General features: G+C 50.9%; 19 protein-coding genes and 3 pseudogenes. 13 read left to right on the forward strand and 9 right to left on the reverse strand.

The genetic code is table 11. The features are described 5' to 3' along the window. Nucleotides 1-58: 58 nt before the first annotated feature. Nucleotides 59-784, forward strand: a complete 726-nt coding sequence (locus tag NM96_00125) for a 16S rRNA (uracil(1498)-N(3))-methyltransferase (GenBank protein ID AVR77993.1) — start codon at nucleotides 59-61, stop codon at nucleotides 782-784. A gap of 200 nt (nucleotides 785-984) precedes the next feature. Beyond that, nucleotides 985-1,947, forward strand: coding sequence for a ketoacyl-ACP synthase III (locus tag NM96_00130; GenBank protein AVR77994.1), 963 nt, complete (start codon nucleotides 985-987; stop codon nucleotides 1,945-1,947). A 117-nt stretch (nucleotides 1,948-2,064) separates the two neighbouring features. Here the strand turns inward: NM96_00130 and NM96_00135 are convergent, their stop codons facing one another. Together NM96_00135 and NM96_00140 are read right to left on the reverse strand one after the other, a co-directional pair. Beyond that, nucleotides 2,065-2,175, reverse strand: a complete 111-nt coding sequence (locus NM96_00135; GenBank protein ID AVR77995.1) for a pilS cassette — start codon at nucleotides 2,173-2,175, stop codon at nucleotides 2,065-2,067. 188 nt (nucleotides 2,176-2,363) lie between these two features. Further along, the gene (locus tag NM96_00140) at nucleotides 2,364-3,191 is read right to left on the reverse strand and encodes a hypothetical protein (GenBank protein AVR77996.1); all 828 of its coding nucleotides are present in this window, start codon (nucleotides 3,189-3,191) and stop codon (nucleotides 2,364-2,366) included. Between the two features lie 422 nt (nucleotides 3,192-3,613). Between NM96_00140 and NM96_00145 the strand changes: the two genes are divergently transcribed. The 6 genes from NM96_00145 (at nucleotide 3,614) to NM96_00170 (ending at nucleotide 14,039) form a co-directional block, all read left to right on the forward strand. Further along, entirely contained in the window at nucleotides 3,614-4,903 is a 1,290-nt protein-coding gene (locus NM96_00145; protein ID AVR77997.1) for a DUF1294 domain-containing protein, read from the forward strand. Between the two features lie 19 nt (nucleotides 4,904-4,922). Next, the gene (fabD, locus tag NM96_00150; protein AVR77998.1) at nucleotides 4,923-5,849 is read left to right on the forward strand and encodes a [acyl-carrier-protein] S-malonyltransferase; all 927 of its coding nucleotides are present in this window, start codon (nucleotides 4,923-4,925) and stop codon (nucleotides 5,847-5,849) included. A gap of 408 nt (nucleotides 5,850-6,257) precedes the next feature. Then, complete coding sequence (msbA, locus tag NM96_00155) at nucleotides 6,258-8,111, forward strand: lipid A export permease/ATP-binding protein MsbA (GenBank protein ID AVR77999.1); 1,854 nt, start codon at nucleotides 6,258-6,260, stop codon at nucleotides 8,109-8,111. A 112-nt stretch (nucleotides 8,112-8,223) separates the two neighbouring features. Then, nucleotides 8,224-11,835 (forward strand): glycosyl transferase, encoded by a 3,612-nt coding sequence (locus NM96_00160; protein ID AVR78000.1) that lies wholly within the window; start codon nucleotides 8,224-8,226, stop codon nucleotides 11,833-11,835. Nucleotides 11,836-11,978: 143 nt separating this feature from the next. After that, nucleotides 11,979-12,989: a hypothetical protein gene (locus NM96_00165; GenBank protein AVR78001.1), complete on the forward strand. Its 1,011-nt coding sequence runs from the start codon at nucleotides 11,979-11,981 to the stop codon at nucleotides 12,987-12,989. Between the two features lie 9 nt (nucleotides 12,990-12,998). Continuing rightward, nucleotides 12,999-14,039 (forward strand): hypothetical protein, encoded by a 1,041-nt coding sequence (locus NM96_00170; GenBank protein ID AVR78002.1) that lies wholly within the window; start codon nucleotides 12,999-13,001, stop codon nucleotides 14,037-14,039. On the opposite strand, the gene NM96_00175 is transcribed toward NM96_00170, so the two are convergent. Further along, nucleotides 14,015-14,227, reverse strand: coding sequence for a hypothetical protein (locus NM96_00175; GenBank protein ID AVR78003.1), 213 nt, complete (start codon nucleotides 14,225-14,227; stop codon nucleotides 14,015-14,017). The two genes, NM96_00170 and NM96_00175, sit on opposite strands and share 25 nt — an antisense overlap. A gap of 89 nt (nucleotides 14,228-14,316) precedes the next feature. Here NM96_00175 and fabG point away from each other — a divergent pair, with 89 nt between their 5' ends. Beyond that, a complete protein-coding gene (fabG, locus tag NM96_00180; protein ID AVR78004.1) occupies nucleotides 14,317-15,063 on the forward strand; it encodes a 3-oxoacyl-ACP reductase FabG in 747 nt (248 codons plus the stop codon). A gap of 62 nt (nucleotides 15,064-15,125) precedes the next feature. On the opposite strand, the gene NM96_00185 is transcribed toward fabG, so the two are convergent. Further along, nucleotides 15,126-16,457, reverse strand: coding sequence for a two-component sensor histidine kinase (locus NM96_00185; GenBank protein ID AVR78005.1), 1,332 nt, complete (start codon nucleotides 16,455-16,457; stop codon nucleotides 15,126-15,128). A 63-nt stretch (nucleotides 16,458-16,520) separates the two neighbouring features. Between NM96_00185 and NM96_00190 the strand changes: the two are divergent. Continuing rightward, nucleotides 16,521-16,628: pseudogene (locus NM96_00190) on the forward strand (IS5/IS1182 family transposase). Between the two features lie 60 nt (nucleotides 16,629-16,688). On the opposite strand, the gene NM96_00195 reads toward NM96_00190, so the two are convergent. The 4 genes and pseudogenes from NM96_00195 to NM96_00210 all read right to left on the reverse strand — a co-directional run bounded on the left by NM96_00195 (nucleotide 16,689) and on the right by NM96_00210 (nucleotide 18,789). Continuing rightward, on the reverse strand, nucleotides 16,689-17,360 hold the full coding sequence (locus NM96_00195) for a DNA-binding response regulator (GenBank protein ID AVR78006.1): 672 nt from the start codon (nucleotides 17,358-17,360) through the stop codon (nucleotides 16,689-16,691). A gap of 40 nt (nucleotides 17,361-17,400) precedes the next feature. Next, on the reverse strand, nucleotides 17,401-17,628 hold the full coding sequence (locus tag NM96_00200; protein ID AVR78007.1) for a hypothetical protein: 228 nt from the start codon (nucleotides 17,626-17,628) through the stop codon (nucleotides 17,401-17,403). Nucleotides 17,629-17,638: 10 nt separating this feature from the next. Then, complete coding sequence (locus NM96_00205) at nucleotides 17,639-18,535, reverse strand: hypothetical protein (GenBank protein ID AVR78008.1); 897 nt, start codon at nucleotides 18,533-18,535, stop codon at nucleotides 17,639-17,641. Next, nucleotides 18,504-18,789 (reverse strand): annotated as a pseudogene (locus tag NM96_00210) (helix-turn-helix domain-containing protein). Before NM96_00210 ends, NM96_00205 begins: the two are co-directional and overlap by 32 nt. Here NM96_00210 and NM96_00215 point away from each other — a divergent pair. After that, nucleotides 18,782-18,862: pseudogene (locus tag NM96_00215) on the forward strand (bifunctional heptose 7-phosphate kinase/heptose 1-phosphate adenyltransferase). The pseudogenes NM96_00210 and NM96_00215 overlap by 8 nt on opposite strands. A 5-nt stretch (nucleotides 18,863-18,867) precedes the next feature. Here the strand turns inward: NM96_00215 and NM96_00220 are convergent. After that, nucleotides 18,868-20,361: a ribonuclease G gene (locus NM96_00220; GenBank protein ID AVR78009.1), complete on the reverse strand. Its 1,494-nt coding sequence runs from the start codon at nucleotides 20,359-20,361 to the stop codon at nucleotides 18,868-18,870. Nucleotides 20,362-20,619: 258 nt separating this feature from the next. Here NM96_00220 and NM96_00225 point away from each other — a divergent pair, with 258 nt between their 5' ends. Together NM96_00225 and grxC are read left to right on the forward strand one after the other, a co-directional pair. After that, nucleotides 20,620-20,769: a sulfatase gene (locus NM96_00225; GenBank protein AVR78010.1), complete on the forward strand. Its 150-nt coding sequence runs from the start codon at nucleotides 20,620-20,622 to the stop codon at nucleotides 20,767-20,769. A gap of 29 nt (nucleotides 20,770-20,798) precedes the next feature. Further along, nucleotides 20,799-21,056 carry a glutaredoxin 3 gene (gene grxC, locus NM96_00230; GenBank protein ID AVR78011.1) on the forward strand — a complete coding sequence of 86 codons (258 nt, stop codon included), beginning with the start codon at nucleotides 20,799-20,801 and terminating at the stop codon, nucleotides 21,054-21,056. Nucleotides 21,057-21,072: the final 16 nt, after the last annotated feature.

Here is a 21,072-nt window from a genome sequence, read left to right on the forward strand (position 1 = left end):
CGGTTGGGGTGCGAAATCGTATAATCGCGTTATTATATCCGTTTTCACTTGAAGAACCATGTCCAGATTTTATCTGCCTGATGCTTTATATGCGGGGCAAGTCGTTGAACTGCCTGATAATGTTGTGCGTCATTTAAATGTTTTGCGCGTGCGCTGCGGGGAGGAGGTCGTTTTGTTTAACGGCAACGGCAAGGCGTATCCCGCGCGCTTGGATGTTTTGGAGAAACGCCGTGCCTGCGCGGAAGTGTTGCGCGAGGAGGAGGCGGACAATGAGTCGCCACTGAAAATCACGCTGGTGCAGTCGGTATCGAGTGGCGAACGTATGGATTTTACTTTGCAGAAAAGCGTGGAGCTGGGCGTGGTGGCTATTCAGCCGGTAATCAGCGAACGCTGCGTCGTGCGCCTGAGTGGCGAGCGGGCGGATAAACGGGTGGCGCGTTGGCAGGAAATTGTGGTGTCTGCCTGCGAACAAAGCGGCAGGAATATCGTGCCGGAGGTGCGGCCGCTGCTGCCTTACCGCGAGGCTTTGAAACAGATGTCGTCTGAAACAACCAAGCTGTTGATGAGTTTGAACCGCGCCCAAAGTTTGCGTGCCGTCAAGCCGTTTTCAGACGACCTGATTTTTATGGTGGGGCCGGAAGGCGGCTGGACGGACGAGGAGGAGAGAATGGCGTTTGATGCGGGATTCCAGTCGGTAACGCTGGGCAAACGGGTGTTGCGGACGGAAACCGCTTCTCTGGCGGCGATTGCGGCGATGCAGACGCTTTGGGGGGATTTTGTGTAACCGAGGTCGTCTGAAAACGGGATATGGAAACGTAAATTTTTAGATGGTTTGAAAAGTAAGTTTTATTGAAATCATATGCTTATATTTGTTTTTCAAGCCGTTGCCCGCTTTACCTGTTTTACGCCCTCGCGGCGTTGGGCAATTCATCCGTTTTCGCTTACAATAGCCGATTATCCGAATCAACGCTCAAAGGCCTTCACATGCAATACGCCAAAATTTTAGGTACCGGCAGCTATCTTCCCGCCAACCGCGTCAGCAACGACGATTTGGCGAAAAAAGTCGATACGTCCGACGAGTGGATTACCGCCCGTACCGGTATCAAGTTCCGCCATATTGCAGACGAAGCCGAAAAAACCAGCGACCTCGCCGCCGAAGCATCACGCCGCGCGCTGGTTGCAGCGGGTGTCGCTGCCGATGAAATCGATTTGATTATCGTGGCGACCGCCACCCCCGATATGCAGTTCCCGTCCACCGCGACCATCGTCCAGCAAAAGCTCGGCATAGCAAACGGCTGCCCCGCATTTGACGTACAGGCGGTCTGCGCGGGCTTTATGTACGCCCTGTCCACTGCCAACGCCTACATTAAAAGCAGCATGGCGAAAAAGGCTTTGGTCATCGGCGCGGAAACGTTCAGCCGCATCGTGGATTGGAACGACCGCACGACCTGCGTTTTGTTTGGTGATGGCGCAGGCGCGGTAGTGTTGGGCGCGTCCGACGAAGCGGGCATCATCCACAGCAAACTCAAAGCAGACGGCAACTACCTCGACCTGCTCAACGTACCCGGTCAAATCGCCAACGGACAAGTTTGCGGCTCGCCCTACATTACGATGGACGGGCCGGGCGTGTTTAAATTCGCGGTCAAAATGCTCGCAAAAATCGCCGACGAAGTCATCAGCGAAGCAGGTTATACCCCCGATCAAATCGACTGGCTCGTGCCGCACCAAGCCAACAAACGCATCATCGACGCCACCGCCAAACACTTGGGTTTGAGTATGGACAAAGTTATCTTGACGGTACAGGAACACGGCAACACATCCGCCGCTTCCATCCCGCTCGCGCTTGATGTCGGCATTCAAAACGGTCAAATCAAGCGCGGACAAAACCTGCTGCTCGAAGGCATAGGCGGCGGCTTCGCTTGGGGCGCGGTATTGGTGAAATACTGATTTTTTGTCCGTTTGAAACTTAAAAGGTCGTCTGAAACTGCGCCGGAGCGGTTTCAGACGACCTTTTTGATGGATGCGTGTCCGTATAGTGAATTCAAGCAGGGGTTATCTATGTCGTTATTCCCGCGCAGGCGGGAATCCAATTTTGAATTGCAGCAATTTCTTTTCAAACAAAGATTTCTTGAGCTTACCGATGAATTCCTGCCTGTGTGGGAAGGCAGACGGCAAGTGTCATATCAAAAGAAGATGACCAGCCCTATATCCGCTTAAAATATGAAAGGTCGTCTGAAAACCTGATGCTTTGGGTTTTCATACGACCTTTCATCATTCAGACCTTATGAAAGTCCAAAAAATGCGCTGTTCGATCAGACACAGATGGCATTTGCCATATGATTTTCCTGCTTCGTACAAAGTATTTATTTACCGTCCCGCGTACCACCGAAACCGATATTGAAAAACGATTTGAGTTTACCTGCAATCGAGTCGGCATTCGGACCAAAGATGCCCAATTCGTAATTGCCTGCCGGTATATAGTCCGGATTATAAGGATCGCCCGACCTGGCAACATCGACATTGCTTCGTACACCCATGACTTCCTGTCCGTCCAGATTGATTTTTTCGAGCTTGCCCTGTCTCAGCATGATGTCTCCAAAATCTAATTGAAGCGAGGAAATTTTTCCATGGCCGGTACGTTCGTCGAAATCTATGGTGTATTCCAAAGAACCGGGACTTGTGCCGTAGCCAATAGTACCTTCTACAGGATCGGTTCGATCGTTAAAAGCATCGCCGTGATAAACCACCTTGCCCATTTTAGGCAAGGCTGACTCAAGTGTCGGGGTGCCGCTGATTTGGATATCTGTAACCTCTCCAGTGTAGCCGTTAGCTTGCAGCTTCGTTTGCGTAATGCCTGTAACTGTCGAGTAAGGCAGTTCGTAAATCCGCTTGGCACTTTTATCCGGCATGGTTGCCAGCGTCAGCTTCGGCTCTTTGGGAGCGTTGCCTGCTGTCTGGTCTGTTGGCGGTTGGGTTGCAGGCGTTTGCGGTTTGGTGTTGTCTGCTGCTTGGGTTGTAGGTGAATCGCCGCTGCTGCCACCTGATTGATCTGCGGCCGGTGTGGTTGCAGGCGTTTGCGGCTTGGCGTTATTTGCTGCTTGGGTTGAGGGAGAGTCTCCACCGCTGCTGCCACAGGCGGCAAGTGCGACTGCGAGGATAGACAAAGAGAAGGCGCGTGATAGGTATGTCATGATATTTCCCTAAGCTCGTTTATGGACAATGTAAAGGATAATGTAAAGATTTTCTTCGGGTGCGAAGATGTTCATTCTCTTATGTTTTTTATAATTTTTCAAGAAGTTATTTTAGACTTTGGTCAGTTTTTTGATAGGGGGTTAAGAGGGAGTTTTTCATTTAATTACATTGAAACAGGGAGGGGGGAAGCTTTTTGTATGCGTCAATTTATTTTTCAAATGCACAACTCAATGCTTGTAGATACCTCCTAATTCTTTTCACGCAAAAAAGGTTGTCTGAAAACGTGTAGTTGCTTCAAACCGACACCGTTTCAGACGACCTTTTATTCATTATGGTTAAATTCTGCATAAATTATGATAAATCGGTATAATTGGAAAGCTGGTTATTATCCAATACATTTTTTCCTTAATATAAAAATAAAATGAACCATAATAAACATTACGGGACAATCGCCCATTGGTTCGGGGAAATGAGCCGCGGCTCCATTATTTGCGACGAGTCTTCGCAACGCATCTTTGCCAACCGCCAATCCCTCCACCCCGATTATCAAGAACCTGAAACCGGACACCGTGTCAGCTTTCAAATAGAAACGGAAAACAACCGCGCCGTCGCAAGGGGTGTCGAGCGCGTCAATCCGGGTTATAAAAACAATGACAGCGCGGTCATTACGCTGACCGACTGGGATTGGTCGAAGAATGGTGGTTATGGAATGGATGTTTCAAATGAAGGGCAGCCGGTCTTTGTGCTGGGACAGTTTCTTGCCGACCAAACCCGTACGCCTAGGGCGGGCGACCGCCTTGAAGGCACGCTCCGCCGCCATCCCAACGGACAATGGCTACTGGTCAATGCCGTTATCCGCAGTACGCCTGAGTCCGAACCCGAGCCTGAATCGATACACGCTGCGCCCGCCCAAAAAGCGCAAGGTCAAACCGTACACTTTTTCCGTCCGGAACACGGTCCTAAAGTTGAAGTCAAAATTGAGCAGCCGTTGGTTGCTGAAACCCGCTATCCCGCTCCGAAATCCGCCCAAAGAAATCTGCTGCCACCCAATCAGGTTATGAGCGGTACGATTACCACATGGGATGATGCCAAAGGCTACGGCTTTATCCGTTTCGGCGACGAATCCCAAAATATTTTCTTCCACATCAGCGCGTACCATTACAATACCTGCCGTCCGCAAACAGGGCAGCGCGTCAGTTTCTACTGCAACCGCCCGATGGAAGGCAACCGCCAACAAGCCGTCAAGGTTGTCCGACTGGGCGACGAAGCATTCCTGTTTGACGAATTGCCACCCGACTACAACAGGCTCAATATCGATATGCAGGCACTCCTGATCAACAGCGTCATCGCCGTCGTTTTCCTGACCGTTGTCGCCGTGCTTTCCAATAAACTGTTTTTCATTTACGTCCTTATCAGTATCGCCGCCTTCATCCTCTATCAACAGGACAAGCAGACGGCGATGGAGTCCGCGCGCAAAATCAGACGTAAAAACGAATACCAAAACCGTATCCCAGAAAATAAACTGCACGCATTCAGCCTGCTGGGCGGCTGGCCCGGTGCATTGGTTGCGCGCGCCGCGTTCCGCCACAAAACCAAGAAAGTTCCTTTTGTTCAGATTTTCTGGCTGACAGTGGCAATAAATGTTGCCATTACCTATGCCCTGCTGATACATTACGCCGATAATCCTCTGACGAATTTTCTGAAAAACTAAACTGAAACAAAGGAATATCATGTCTTTTGCATTTTTCTTCCCCGGTCAGGGTTCGCAAAGCCTCAATATGATGGACGGTTTCGCAGGACAATCGGTCGTAAAAAACACCTTCGACGAAGCTTCCGCCGTATTGGGTCAAGATTTGTGGGTGATGATTAACGGTACGGACGCCGACCTCATCGGGCAGACCGTGAATACGCAGCCCATTATGCTGGCTGCCGGTGTTGCCGTTTACCGTGCTTATCTTGAAGCGGGCGGCAAAACGCCTGCCGTCGTTGCCGGCCACAGCCTCGGCGAATACACTGCACTCGTTGCCGCCGGTGCATTGGATTTTGCGGATGCAGTCAAACTCGTCCGCCTGCGCGCCGAACTGATGCAGTCTGCCGTGCCGCAGGGCGTAGGTGCGATGGCGGCAATCCTCGGCTTGGAAGATGAACAGGTTAAAGCCATTTGTGCAGAAGCCGCGCAAGGCGAAGTGGTCGAAGCCGTCAACTTCAATTCGCCCGGACAAGTCGTGATCGCGGGCAATGCCGCCGCCGTCGAGCGCGCCATGAACGCCGCCAAAGAAGCGGGAGCCAAACGCGCGCTGCCGCTGCCTGTATCCGTTCCTTCACATTGCAGCCTGATGAAGCCTGCTGCGGAAAAACTTGCCGAAGCGCTCAAAACCGTTGAAATCAAACAACCGCAAATCCGCGTCATCCATAATGCCGATGTTGCCGCTTACGACGATGCAGAGAAAATCAAAGACGCGCTTGTCCGCCAACTTTACAGCCCTGTGCGCTGGACGGAAACCGTCAATGCGCTGGTTGCTGAAGGCATTGCCGAATCCGCCGAATGCGGACCGGGCAAAGTGTTGGCAGGTTTGGCAAAACGTATCAACAAAGAAGCCGTGTGCAGCGCTTTGACCAATTCCGAACAAGTTGCTGCCTTTATCGAAGCGCATTAAGTTTGCCGCTTGTTATGTTTCAGACGACCTTTCTTAATGAAAGGTCGTTTTTTAATGTCTGTCGGTTGTGTTCGGATAGGGGAGGGAATAGCAACAGGGGGATGTTTTATAGTGGATTAACTTTAAACCAGTACGGCGTTGCCTCGCCTTGCCGTACTGTCTGTACTGTCTGCGGCTTCGTCGCCTTGTCCTGATTTAAAGTTAATCCACTATACATTCCAGTTCACTATCAATTTATTTTGAACATTTAAGGTCGTCTGAAAAAACTTTACAGAAATAAAAATTGTTATTCATTTAAAAACAGCAATTTCGTCGCGTCAGCATCTTCGTTGCGATATAATCATAAGCTTTACCAATCCGATAGATTGACAAAACATTCAATCTGCATCATTCCGGAACACCGAGCCAATGATAGAAAAACTGACCTTCGGCCTGTTTACCCAAGAAGATTCGCGCAGCTTCATGCGCTTGATGGCTTATATCCGCCCTTATAAAACACGCATCATCTTTGCTTTAATTGCTATCTTCGGCGTTGCCGCCACCGAAAGCTACCTCGCCGCCTTCATTGCACCCTTGGTCAACCAAGGCTTCGCCCCGCCTTCCGCGCCGCCCGAACTCAATACCGCAGGCGGCATCGTCGCCACGCTGCAAAATTGGAAAGACCAATTTACTTACCTGATTTGGGGGACGCCCAATAAAGTCTGGGTCGTGCCGGTATTTTTTATCTTTTTGGTCATCATTCGAGGCATCAGCCGCTATGTCAGCACATATCTGCTGACTTGGGTCTCCGTTATGGCAATCAGCCATCTGCGCCGCGATATGTTTGCCAAGATGCTGCAACTTTCTTCCAAATTCCATCAGGAAACCCCGTCCGGTACGGTTTTGATGAATATGGTGCAAATGGCGGAACAATCCATCAGCAACGCCAGCAATGTATTTATCGTGCTGACCCGCGACACCATGATTGTCATCGGTTTGGTCTGCGTCCTGCTTTATTTGAACTGGCAGCTCAGCTTGGTCGTCGCCCTGATGTTCCCGCTGCTGTCTTTGTTGTCCCGCTATTACCGTAATCGTCTGAAAGACATTATTGCGGGAGCGCAACTCAGTATCGGTACCATGAACAATGTCGTCAACGAAGTCCATCAAGGACATCGTGTAGTCAAACTCTTCGGCGGCCAACGTCAGGCTGCCGAACGCTTCACCGCTGTCAATGACACCATCGTCCGTCTCGGTAAAAAAATCACCCAAGCCACTGCCGCGCGTTCTCCATTCAGCGAACTGATTGCGTCGTTTGCTTTGGCTATTGTCATCTTTATCGCCCTTTGGCAGAGCCAACAAGGACATACCACCATCGGCGAATTTATGGCGTTTATCGTTGCCATGCTGCAAATGCTCAGTCCGATTAAAAACTTGGCGAACATCAGCATCCCCATGCAGACCATGTTTATTGCTTCTGATGCCGTTTGCCAATTCCTCGATACCGAGCCTGAAAAAGATAACGGTACAAAAATCCTGACCAATGTCGAAGGTCGTCTGAAATTTGATAACGTCGATGTCCGCTACCACACAGACGGTAAAAAAGCCTTGGACAGCTTTAATCTCGATATCCGCAAAGGCGAACGCGTAGCCCTGGTCGGCCGCTCAGGCAGCGGTAAATCTACTGCCGTCAACCTGCTTCCGCGTTTCGTCGAACCGAGCTCGGGCGCGGTTTATTTGGATGATGTAAATATCGAAGACATCAAACTCGACAACCTGCGCTCCCAGTTCGCCCTTGTTTCGCAAGATGTCTTTTTGTTTGAAGGCACGCTTTGGGAAAACGTCCGTTACAGCCGTCCCGATGCCACTGAAGAAGAAGTATTGGCAGCCCTCAAAGCCGCGAATTTGCAAGATTTGGTTGAAAGCTCGCCGCATGGTTTGAACCAACAGATAGGTGCAAACGGCAATCAGCTCTCCGGCGGTCAGCGTCAACGTGTCGCCATCGCTCGCGCCATTCTGAAAGACGCCCCCATCCTGCTTTTGGATGAAGCCACCAGCGCGCTGGACAACGAATCCGAACGCCTTGTGCAGCAAGCCCTCGAACGCCTGATGGAAAACCGCACCAGCATCATCGTCGCCCACCGACTGACCACTGTCGAACAAGCCGACCGCATTATTGTTATGGATGAAGGCCATATTGTCGAACAAGGCACGCATGGTGAGCTGATGGCGCAAAACGGTTACTATGCCATGCTGCGTAATATGCCAAAGCAGGCAGCAGGTTGATTTTCAGACGACCCGTCGGTCAGTTGAAGGACGATTTGTCTAAAAGGTCGTCTGAAAACACCGAATCGCAAGACAAGGAAGGCTGCCGAACAGACAGAAAGGAACTATCCGCATGAATCGTCAAGCCCAGTCCCCCACCGTCTCCGTGATGATTCCTTACTACAACTGTAAGGAATACATTGTAGAAACCATCCAGTCCGTCCTTAGCCAAAGCCATCAGAATTTTGAAATCATCATTGTTGACGACGGCTCCGACCCGGAACACGCCGATTATTTGAAGGGGTTTCTGGCGGACAAGCCCGCAATACGTTACGCCGTACAAAACAATCAAGGCGTTGCTGCCGCCCGAAACCATGCCGCGCGGCTGGCGGGGGGCAAATACTTCCTGTTTCTCGATTCAGACGACCTCATCCTGCCGGATTACATCGAAAAATGCGTCACGGTTTTGGAAAACAATCCCGACTGCAAGCTGGTGTATCCGTTGGCGGAATATTTCGATGCGCAAGAAGGCTTATGGAATCTGCCGGATTATGACGGTTTGGAAAGTCTGTTGAAGGGGAACCGTATCCCTATCATTTCTATGCATCGTGCCGAGGATTTCGTCTCTTTGGGTGGGTTTGATGAAAACCTGACAACACATGAAGATTGGGATCTTTGGATACGCCTCTTAAGCAACGGCGGAACCGTTATCCGTATTCCGGAAGTATTGTTCCGCTACCGCAAACGCCGTGACGGGTCATCGCTGATTAACCGCTTGGAACAAAATCCTGATTTAAACCGCGAAGACTGGCAAAAAGTCTACGAAAAAAACCGCGTTCTGTTTATGCAATATCATTTGGGATATTCCGACTGTATTCAAAAAATATCCTTATTAGAACAACAAATCCAATCTTTATCAGAATTAAACCTTCAATTGCGAGAAGACAATACCAATATGCAAAATCAAAACCAAGAATTACAGCATGTAATGGCAAAACTGCTGCAACAAACCGAACTGTCTGTCGAACAGACTGAATTTCTGCAACAGCAAATTGAAATGCTGTTGCGTAACAGTACCGTAGAAGAGCAATTAGAAGAACAAGAAAAACAAATCAAACTGCTGAAAAAACAAATTGATACCTTGCAGCAGGAAAAGCAATCGCTGGAGCAAAGTATTCATAAAGAAAACCGGAGATTGGCAAAATACAAAGGGTTGTGGACGGTTAAGGTATTCAAGCCTTTCGTTAAAACCGAACAGGCCATCAGCTCTGCCAACCGCTACCGCAAAGGCTTCCGTTTTTTGGTACGCGAGAAGGGCAGTATCGGCAAGGCATATCAGTTTTTACGCCGCCATTACAAGCAAACCCATTCGATTAAAAGCGTGAAACAGATATTGAAAGCCGTCAGTTCTGCATCGGCTTTTGAGCATTCGATTCAGGCAGACTCAATTCCGCAAACGTTTATCCATCGGCTGACCAAACACGCTGCCGACACGCTTGCGCCTAAAGTTGCCATCATTGCCGAACTTAGTATTCCGCAATGCAAAAAATACCGCGTTATCCAAAAGCAGGAAATGCTTGAAGAGCTGGGTATTCCTTGTTCCGTGACTTCATGGACGGACAGCAACGAAGCCAAGAAACAGATTTCTTTGGCAAGTTTGGTGATTTTCTACCGCGTTCCCGGTTTTGACAGCGTAATGGATTTAATTGCGGAATGCCGTCGTCTGAACATCAAAACATTATGGGATGTTGATGATTTGATTTTTGACGAAGATGTCCTGAAAACCAGCAGCACCATCAACTCGCTTGAACCGGCTGAAAAAGAAGGCGTAATCAACGGCGCGAAACTTTACCGGCAAGCCATGTTGGCGTGCAACGAAGGCATCGCTTCGACTTCCGGGCTGGCAAAAGCCATGAAGGAAGCAGGTTTGGAAACCATTTATGTGGTTGAAAACGCGTTGGATGATGAAACGCTGGCAGCGGCACGCAGCATTGAGGGTCGTCTGAAAAAACAAGAAGACGGTTTGATTCGGATTATTTACGGGTCGGGCACCAAAACGCACAACATCGACTTTTTGGAAGCCGCTCCCGCACTTGCCAACATATTGAAAGAAAATCCGAATGTCAGGTTCAGGATCATCGGCTATTTGGAGCTGCCCGAATATTTCGATGAAGTACAAAGCCAAATCGAGCGCATCCCATTTTGCAACTATACGGAATACCTGACTTATTTGTCCGAATGCGACATCAGCATCGCGCCTTTGGAAAACTTCGTTTTCAACGATGCCAAGAGCAACATCAAATACCTTGAAGCATCGATTACCAAAGTGGCGTCCATATGTTCGCCAAGGGCGGCTTTCGCCGATGTGATTGTTAACGGCGAAAACGGCTTTCTGGCAGACAACGAACAGCAATGGCATGAAGCGTTCGACACCCTGATTCAAAATTCCGAGTTGCGCGACAGTATGGCGCAGGCGGCATACCGTACGGTCACGGAAACATACAGCCCGCAAGCCATCGGCAGCACGCAGCTTGCATCCGCCGTCCGTTTTGAATCTGCAGCAAAAGGGAAAACCAAAGTCTTATCGTTTAATGTTTATTATCATCCGCAATCGTTTGGTGGGGCGACCATCGTTGCCGAGCAACTGAACAAACTGCTTGCCGATGAAGAAGCCTACGAAATATATGCGGTAACGACTTTGCCGATGAAGAGCTGGCTGCCGCCGTACAGCGTTATCCGTTATGAATACGGCAAAGTGACCGTGTTTGGCGTTGCCGTTCCTTCAGAAGATGCAGCCGCCCACGAAAACCCGCGTTTTGATGCAGCTGTCAAAGACATCATCGAACTCGTACAGCCCGACATCGCTCATATCCACTGCATTCAAAGCATGGGCGTCGGTATGGTCGATATTTGTCGGGAAGCTGGTGTCAAAACCCTCGTTACCCTGCATGACGCATGGTGGATTTGTCCGAACCAGTTCATGCTTGACGAAAATGAAGTCTTCCGCGAGCAATGGAATACCGAAGACGAACGGAGCAAAACCATAGCCCGCGCCTTGGCAAAAATCGATATGTTGCTTGCGCCCAGCAAATATTTTGCCGAACTGCATGAAAAAACCTTGGGCAGGAACGTCCTCGTCAACAAAAACGGTGTTACCCGCCCCTTGGGTCAAATATCCAAACGGAAAAAAGACGTTATCCGCTTCGGCTATGTCGGCGGAAAAACCAAAATCAAAGGCGTTCATCTGATTTTGGAAGCTTTCAGGAAATACCGTTTCCCCAATACCGAACTGGTTGTCGTGGACAATATGCTCAACGTCGGCGCACGTTCGTTCTTTGATAGCGATTTCGACGGCGTGGAACGCTTCCGTATCGAACCTGCTTACAGCCAAGACACCATCGACTATTTCTTCTCGGAAATCGATGTTTTGCTGTTCCCGACCCAATGGAAAGAAAGTTTCGGTTTGACGGTCAGGGAAGCAGTGTTGCGTGATGTTTGGGTAATCGCCACGGATGCAGGCGGTGTGTCCGAAGACATTATCGACGGCGAAAACGGCACGGTCATTCCGTTTGACAGCGGCGTGGAAGAATTGAGCCGCGCCATTGCCGAAGTTTGCGAACGCTATCAAGCAATGGACGACGGCGCAGTCATTGAACTGCCGAAAAGCCATATTCGGACTTTTGCGGAACAAAAAGACGAATTGGCAGGCCTATATCAAGAAATACTGTCGAACCAAGCAGATTGATGTTTTCAGACGACCCTTTCGATGGCAGCAAAGGGTCGTCTGAAAATGACAGCGAATGAACTTAATCCCGTACGGTGTTGACTTATCGAAACTAATTTTCACTGCATTAAAGCACCTACAATTAACCACACCACACCTAAATCATGAATAAAACCATCATCCTAGCCGTTCCCTATATGTACGGGTTGGACAAGTGCATAGAGAAAAACCTGCGCTTCCACGGCTTCAATATCATCAATCTCTGTTACGACGACAGGGACTCATACTATCCGCACATAGGCTGCCGTATTCTCGGTTTGTATCATAAACACATTAAAAAAGACGGCGATTACAAGAAAAAACTGAAATATTCCCGCTACCGCAAGCAGATAACCGAAAAACTGGCTTCCTTGGAAGGCGGCAAAGCAGACTATGCCCTCTGCCTCCGCGCCAATATTTATCCCAAAGAAATCATCGCCGCTATCCGAGAGCACAGCAAGATATGCGTTAACTATCAATATGACGGTATCGACCGTTTTCCCGACATCATCGAATATTTGCCTTATTTCGACTGCTGCTGGGTGTTCAATAAAAACGATGTGGAGAAATACCCCCAATATCATTTTAAAGCAACCACCAATTTCTATTTCGATTTCCCGATTGAAAGAGAGGGGAGGGTGGAAGGTCTTTATTTTTTAGGAGGTTATGAAGAACGAAGAGAACATCAAACCTCCGTTTTTCTCGATGAAGCACGCAGACTGGGGCTGTCTTTGGATTTCCACATCTACTGCAAAGACGACCGCGCAAGCAAAATTTTCGGCAACGACGGCATTACCTATTTGGACAGACAAAGCATCCTGAGCTTCGAGCAAAACCTGCAAAAGGTCAAAAACTGCCTGGCAATCGTCGATTTTGTCCAATTTGAAAATTACGGCCTGTCTTTCCGCGTATTCGACGCCCTGTGTTTCGACAAAAAACTGATTACCACCAATCAGGCCGTAGCGGAATGCGACTTCTACCATCCCGACAACATCTTCATTTGGAACGGAGAAAGCCTTGATGGATTGGAAGACTTTTTCAGACGACCTTACCATCCCGTTTCCGAAGAAATAAAAAACAAATACGCCTTCGGCAACTGGGTTCGCCGAATCCTCGACATATCAGACAAAGCATAAACAGACACCATGCCGACCGAACAAAAAACGATTATCTTGGGGATGCCTGCCGACAACCAAATCTACCGCGTCATCGAAGCCGCCTTAAATCATCACGGCTTCAACGTCGTCAGCGTCGTCATGGACAACCTGAATTTCCGCTATCCTTCCCTTTCCAGTCGTCTGAAAGTCAAATTCAGACAACTGGTGCTGCGGGACAAAAACGCCAAAAAAGACTTTAAATCCGCCCAATTGATCCGAGACGTCGAAAATAAACTGGCAGCGCACGGCAAGGCGGATTATGCCCTGTTTATCCGCGGCGATATTTACTCGCCCGAGTTTCTGGATATGATTAAACGCCATACCCGTCCCGGCAATATAGTCAACTACCAATGGGACGGCATCGACCGTTTCCCCGCCATTTGGGATTGCGCCGACCGGTTCGACCGTATTTACGTTTTTGATCCCGCCGATATGCGAAATCCGAAACATCCCTTCCTGCCGACCACCAACTTCTATTTCGACCACGATGTCAACCTGCCCGAAAACCCGCCCAACGATTTCTATTTCATCGGCTGGCATATACCCGACCGCGCCCCGATTATTTCCGCGTTCGGCAAAGCGGCCGAAACGCTGGGCTGGAAGCTTGACTTCAATATCGGCTGTTTGAATACCGACGTCGATACCCTCCGCCGTTTTTATCCTACGGAAAACATCAAAGTCTTCATCGGCATTAGAAGTTTCGCCGACAACATCGAAGCCGCCAAACAGGCAAAAATCCTGATAGATTTCAAAACACCCGTTCACAACGGCCTCTCGTTCCGCCCCTTCGAAGCCCTCGGTTACCGCAAAAAACTGATTACCACCAACGCCGAAATCAAAAAATACGATTTCTACCACCCCGACAACATCTTCGTTTGGGATGGTAAAAGTTTGGACGGTTTGGCAGAATTTGTCGCCAAACCCTACTGCGAACTGTCGCCCGAAATCTACCAAAAATACAGTTTCAGCAACTGGTTGCGCTATATTCTAGACATACCGCCCCATCAAAAAATAACTCTGCCCGAATAAACGGAGAGGTCGTCTGAAATTTGCCGATATAGCAGATTGAAATAGGCAATTCCAGCACCGTCATTCCCGTGCAGGCGGGAATCCAGAGATTTGAGATTACGGTAATCTCTAAACATCTCTGAAAGATTAAGATCGGGATTCCCGCCTACGCGGGAATGACAATACGGAGGCTTCTTATTTTGTTTCAGACGGCCTCAAAAATTAGATTCATCACACTATTTATGCTATAAGGTCGTCTGAAATAAACAGACTCTATTCTCGAAACAAGGAAGTAAACATGAGTACACAAGATTTAAGCGGCAAAATCGCATTGGTAACAGGCGCATCGCGCGGTATTGGCGCGGCGATTGCCGACACGCTGGCGGCGGCAGGTGCCAAGGTCATCGGTACGGCGACCAGCGAAAGCGGCGCGGCGGCGATTAGCGAGCGTCTGGCGCAATGGGGCGGCGAAGGCCGTGCATTGAATTCCGCCGAACCCGAAACCATCGAAAACCTGATTGCCGACATCGAAAAAGCGTTCGGCAAGCTGGACATTCTGGTCAACAACGCCGGCATCACCCGCGACAACCTCCTGATGCGTATGAAAGAAGAAGAGTGGGACGACATCATGCAGGTTAACCTCAAATCCGTGTTCCGCGCCTCTAAAGCCGTATTGCGCGGCATGATGAAGCAGCGCGCCGGTCGCATCATCAACATCACATCCGTCGTCGGCGTGATGGGCAATGCCGGTCAGACCAACTATGCCGCGGCAAAAGCAGGCTTGATCGGTTTCTCCAAATCCATGGCGCGCGAAGTCGGCAGCCGCGGCATTACCGTCAACTGCGTCGCCCCAGGCTTTATCGACACCGATATGACCCGCGCCCTGCCTGAAGAAACCCAAAAAACCTTCGAAGCGCAAACTTCGCTGGGCAAATTCGGCGAAGCGCAGGACATTGCCGATGCGGTATTGTTCCTCGCTTCCGACCAAGCAAAATACATTACCGGTCAAACGCTGCACGTCAACGGCGGTATGTTGATGCCTTGATTCGGCTTGGAAAATAAGGAAGGTCGTCTGAAAACGGATTTCAGACGACCTTTTTGTTTTGTTTAGTCTGCTTGCAGCAGTTGCTTGTTGAGTTCCGCCTGTATCAGCAGGCCGTGGGCGAAGTTGCGGCTGTCGGCGAGGATGAGTTTGCCGCCGTAGCGTTTGGCGATGGCATCGGCGATGGAGAGTCCGAGTCCGGTGCCTTGCTGTTCCGTGCCGAGTATGCGGTAGAAGGCGTCGGTTACGCGGCTGCGTTCGGCGGCGGGGATACCGGGGCCGTCGTCTTCCACCCAGATGGTGAGGGTGGTCGGGGTCTCGCTGAAACCTATGTCAATGCGGCCGCCTGCGGGGGTGTAGCGGATGGCGTTGTCGGTGAAGGTTTTGATGAGGGTGTAGATTTCGGTGTCGTCGGCACGGATGCGGAGGTCGTTTTCAACGGCGACGCCGATGTCTTGCTGTTTGTTGAGGGCGAGGGGCATGAGTTCTTGCAACACACGGCGGAACTGGGCTTGCAGGCTGATGTCGGTCAGGTTGCGTTGGGTTTCGGAGCCTTGGGCGCGGGCGTGGGTCAGGAGCTGCTCGAGCAGGTGGCGGTTGCGCTGTATGCTTTGGAGGATGAGTCCGGTCTGTTCGCGGGCTTCGTCCGATTGGGGCAGCTTGGTGAGCCGTTCTGCCTGAAGGGAGAGGGCGGTCAGTGGGCTGCGCAGTTCGTGGGCGGCATCGGCGATGAAGCGTTGCTGGCGGCGGATGTTTTCGCCTGTGCGTTGCAGCAGTTGGTTGATGGCGGTAACGAAGCCTTGTATTTCGCTGGGCACGCCTTCTCCGTCCAGCGGCGAGAGGTCGTCTGAACGGCGTTTGCCGAGTGAGGCGGAAAGGGTTTTGACGGGGCGCATGGCGCGGTAGGTGATCCATACGGTCAGCAGGATCATGAGGGGCAGGGCGATGAGCAGCGGGAGGACGCTTTGGTAGGCGGCGGTGGCTGCGAGGTCGTCGCGGTATTCGGTTTCTTGGAGTACGGCGATTTTGCCTTGCGGGGTTTGGCGGATGTAGGCGCGGTATTCGTCGTCGTCATCGTCGTCGTCGTCATCAACGCTGCCTTTGATGGTGTGGAATCCTTCGCCGAGTGTGTCGGACAAAGGGACGGTGTCTTCTTGTCCGAAGGTTTGGATAAGGATGTGGTTTTCGCTGCCTATTTGTGTGTAGTCGGTGGTTTTGGGGTTGATGTAGGCGGCGGTTTGGCGCAACAGGTCGTCCTGAAGCTCTTCGGCTTCATGGTAGGTTTGGTAATAGGAGAATGCGCCTGCGATGATGGACAAAGGCAGGAACATCAGTATCAGGGCGATGCTGATACGGACTTGCAGGGATTGTTTGAGGGTCTGGATAAAGTGATGCATAGTGTGTTTGGTGGGGCTGTTTTAGGTTTTGCTATAGTTGATTAACTTTAAACCAGTACGGCGTTGCCTCGCCTTAGCTCAAAGAGAACGATTCTCTAAGGTGCTGAAGCACCAAGTGAATCGGTTCCGTACTATCTGTACTGTCTGCGGCTTCGTCGCCTTGTCCTGATTTAAAGTTAATCCACTATATTGATTATGGCATGGGCGGGTATGGATGCGCGGATTGGGGTTTCAGACGACCTCTTTGGCGACCAGCCAGCCTACGCCGCGTACGTTTTGGATGTGTTCTTTGCCGAGCTTTTTGCGTATGGCGTGGATGAGGAAATCAACGGCGTTGCTCTCGACTTCTTCGCCCCAGCCGTAGATTTTGTCTTCAAGGTCGCTGCGGGAGAGGATGATGCCGGGACGCATCATCAGGGCTTGGAGGACGGCAAATTCTTTGTTGCTCAGGAGGACGAGTTTGTCTTGTCCTTTGACTTCGACTTGGTAGGTGGCGGGGTTGAGGGTGAGCGCGCCGTTGGTCAGCAGGGTTTGGCTGTGGCCGCTGTGGCGGCGCAGGACGGCGCGCATACGGGCTTGCAGCTCCGCCATGTCGAAGGGTTTGACGATGTAGTCGTCGGCGCCGCCGTCCAGTCCGTTGAGGCGGCTGTGGAGGTCGTCGCGGGCGGTAACGATGAGGACGGGGGTTTTGCTGCCTTCGTGTCGGATTTGGGTGAGGACGTCCAACCCGTCTTTGCCGGGCAGTCCGAGGTCGAGCAGCAGCAAATCATAGTTCTGCGCCTGAAGGGCGGTAGAAACTTGGCTGCCGTTTTTGACCCAATCGACGGCATAGCCGCTGTCTTTGAGGTTGGCGGCTACGGCTTGTGCAATCATGTTGTCGTCTTCTGCAAGCAATACGCGCATGGTGTTCTCCTTAATCAGCGGGAAGGATAGCAGGGGAAAATTAGGAGGGGTTTAGCGGGAGGTCGTCTGAAAGGGGCGGCTGGTTTTCAGACGACCTTTTGTTGCTTTTCCGTACTTGATTGGGTTTCCTTCGGCGTGGGTTCTGCCGGGTATGGTGGACATTTTCTTCTAAAGGAATACTGCACTTGAATAGTCTGCCGATTTTGCCAAAAGGTCGTCTGAAAACCACGATTCCGTTTGAACTGGCCCCCAAATCTTGGACACTCATAAAAGCCTATTCAGGCGCTCTGTGCAAGCTGGGTTCTGTATGCGACAGGACTCAGCTTTTTCAATTTCAAACTGCAACGCTCCCGGTTGTAGTAATCCATATAGTCATCTATCTGCTTCATCAATTCATCTACCGTCAATTCACCTGCGTTATAGAAACACTCCGTCTTCAACACCGCAAAGAAGCTTTCCATCGGCGCATTGTCCCAACAGTTCGCCTTTCGCGACATGCTTTGAACCATGGAATGCTCCGCAAGCAATTCCCTATACCCCGCCGTACGGTACAGCACACCTTGGTCCGAATGCAGCATCGTTCCTTTATCAGTCAGACGGGGTGCGGCTTTTTCGAGCATTTCCTTCACCATTTCGCTGTTGGCATTGCGGCTCATGGCGTAGGCGACGATTTCCCGGTTGAACAAGTCCAAGATTGGCGAGAGGTACAATTTGCCGTCTTTTCCTTTGAGTTCGGTAACGTCGGTCAGCCATTTTTCGTTGGGCTTTCGGGCTTTGAACCGGCGTTTGAGGAGGTTTTCCGATATTTCGCCCATAGCGGGATGGCGGTAGGCTTTTTTCGCCCGTATGAGGGCTTTCAGTTCCAACTGCTTCATTAACCGCGCCGCTTTTTTGCGGTTCCAACCCAATGCTGCGGCAATGCGCCTTTGTCCGTAGCGTCCTTTATGCCGCCGGTAGGTTTCGACAAGGAGGGCTTTGTCGGCTTCGTCGGGATCGGGTCGGTCTTGGTGATGGTAGTAAAAGCTGCTTTTGGGCAGGTTTGCGATGTGCAGTAGGTATTTGAGCGGGTGTTGCGCCCTCAGTGTTTGGACGGTTTGGCTTTGTCCTTTTCGGTCTGCTTTTGGCTGAGGGCTTTTAACTCCTTTAGGTAGGCGACCTCTGCGCGCATATAGCACAACTCTTCGATAAGCTCTGCCTGTGTTTTTTCTTGGTCGGGTTTATCTGCGATGAAGGGGTTTTTTCGATGTTGGGGCATGGTTTTGGATTGGGGATGTTCGAGTGCGCCGATACCGCCTTCTTGATAGGCGCGTATCCATCGTCTCAGGTGGGTTCGGGAAATGCCGTAGTGGTCTGCGGTACGCTGTTGGCTGCGTATATGCAGATAGTGGAGTACGGCTTGGTATTTGAAGTGTAATGTATATTTGCTCATAAAAAAACTGCACCTTGTGAGTTGGAGGGGATGTCCAACTTTTGGGGTGCAGTTCAGTTTTCAGACGACCTTTTGTCTTTACAGCAACACAATATCGTACTGTTCCTGCGTGTAGGCGGTTTCGACTGCCAGCGAAATCGGTTTGCCGATAAAGTCGATGAGCATCGCCAGCGATTGCGATTCTTCGTCGAGGAAGAGGTCGATGACGTTGGGCGCGGCGAGGATGCGGAAGGACTGCACGTCGTAACGGCGGGCTTCGCGGACGATTTCGCGCTGGATTTCGTAGCAAATGGTCTGCGGCGTTTTCAGACGACCCCTGCCTTGACAGGACGGGCAGGGTTCGCAGAGGATTTGGCTGAGGTTTTCGCGCGAACGTTTGCGCGTCAGCTCGACTAAACCTAAGCTGGTGAAGCCGTTGAGGGTGACGCGGGTGCGGTCGAAGGCGAGGGCTTTGGCAAGTTCTTGCAACACGGCTTCGCGGTGCGCTTCCTGCGCCATGTCGATGAAGTCGATGATGATGATGCCGCCAAGGTTGCGCAACCGTAATTCGCGGGCGATGGTGTGGCAGGCTTCGAGGTTGGTGCGGAAGATAGTTTCGTCGAAGTTGCGCGCGCCGACGAAGCCGCCGGTGTTCACGTCTATCGTGGTCATGGCTTCGGTGGACTCGATGATCAGGTAGCTGCCGAAGTTGAGGTTGACGCGCGGTTGTAGGGCGCGGCTGATTTCCTGTTCGACGTTGTGGGTTTCAAACAGCGGGCGTTCGCCTTTAAACAGCTCTATCTTGCCCAATGCGCCGTGGACGTATTGCTCGGCGAAACGGGTCATGCGGCGGTGGTTTTCGGTTGAATCGACCAGGATTTTTTGCGTGTCGAGGCTGAACATATCGCGCAACACGCGCAGGCTCAAAGGCAAATCCTGATACAGCAGGGTTTCCGGCGGCTGGGTTTTCGCTTGTTCTTGAATGTGTTCCCACACTTTGGTCAGGTAGTGGATATCGGATAGAAGCTGCTCGTCGGTGGCGTTTTCGGCGTTGGTGCGGATGATGTAGCCGTGGCACGCGTCTTCGGGCAATAGATTAGTCAGGCGTTCGCGCAGGCTGTTGCGTTCGGCATCGTCTTCGATGCGCTGGGAAATGCCGATGTGGTCTTCCTGCGGAAGGTGGACGAGGAAACGCCCGGCCAGCGAGATTTGAGTGGAAAGGCGCGCGCCTTTGGTGTTAATCGGGTCTTTGATGACCTGCACCAAAACCGACTGCCCTTCAAACAACATATGCTCGATGCGCTGGGTTTCTTCGGGGTTACGGCGTTGTTCGAGGACATCGACGATGTGCAGAAACGCCGCACGCTCCAAACCGATGTCGATGAACGCACTCTGCATGCCGGGCAGCACGCGGCGCACCATGCCCAGATAAATATTGCCGACCAGACTATGGCCGCTGTTGCGTTCGATGTGCAGCTCGCAGATATTGTTTTCTTCCAACACCGCCACGCGCGTTTCCTGCGGCGTAATGTTGACGAGCACGGTTTCGGGCGGACGGACGGCGTCCTTCGGGATGGGGATTCCTGAAAGCATGGTTTTAGTTCCTGATTTTTAATAAGAAATATAGTAGATTAAATTTGAACCAGACTGATGTTGCCCAAACCTGAAAATGATCGGCTGATTGTGTTGCTGTTCTGACTCAAATTTAATCTACCATCCGCTTGCCATCGGTTTTGTGGAAAATATAGTGGATTAACTTTAAACCAGTACGGCGTTGCCTCGCCTTGCCGTACTATCTGTACTGTCTGCGGCTTCGTTGCCTTGTCCTGATTTAAATTTAATCCACTATAAATGGCAAAAGCGGTTTGGATTGCCGTTTATCATACTTTAAAAACGGCGTTTTGGCACATGGGCGGCAGGCAGCCCTCACGCCCCGAAAACAAAGATTCAGGCAAAATAGCCAATTTCAAGTATTGTAAAATAAACCATATGCCCATATAGTGAACCCTATTAGAACTCTGAAAACAATCATGCAAACCGTTACGATGTACACAGGCGCGTTCTGCCCCTACTGCACCATGGCTAAAAAGCTGCTGCATTCGCTGGGCGTCGCCGAAATCAACGAAATCCGCGTCGACCGCAGCCCCGAAGCCTTTGCCGAAATGCAGCAGCTTTCAGGCCAGCGCAGCATACCGCAAATTTTCATCGGCGATACCCACGTCGGCGGTTTTACCGATTTGTACGGCCTGCACCGCGAAGGCAGGCTGGATTCTTTATTAAACCCGTAACTTTAAACCCAACTAG

This window comes from Neisseria mucosa (assembly GCA_003028315.1).
Taxonomy (GTDB): Bacteria; Pseudomonadota; Gammaproteobacteria; order Burkholderiales; family Neisseriaceae; genus Neisseria; species Neisseria mucosa.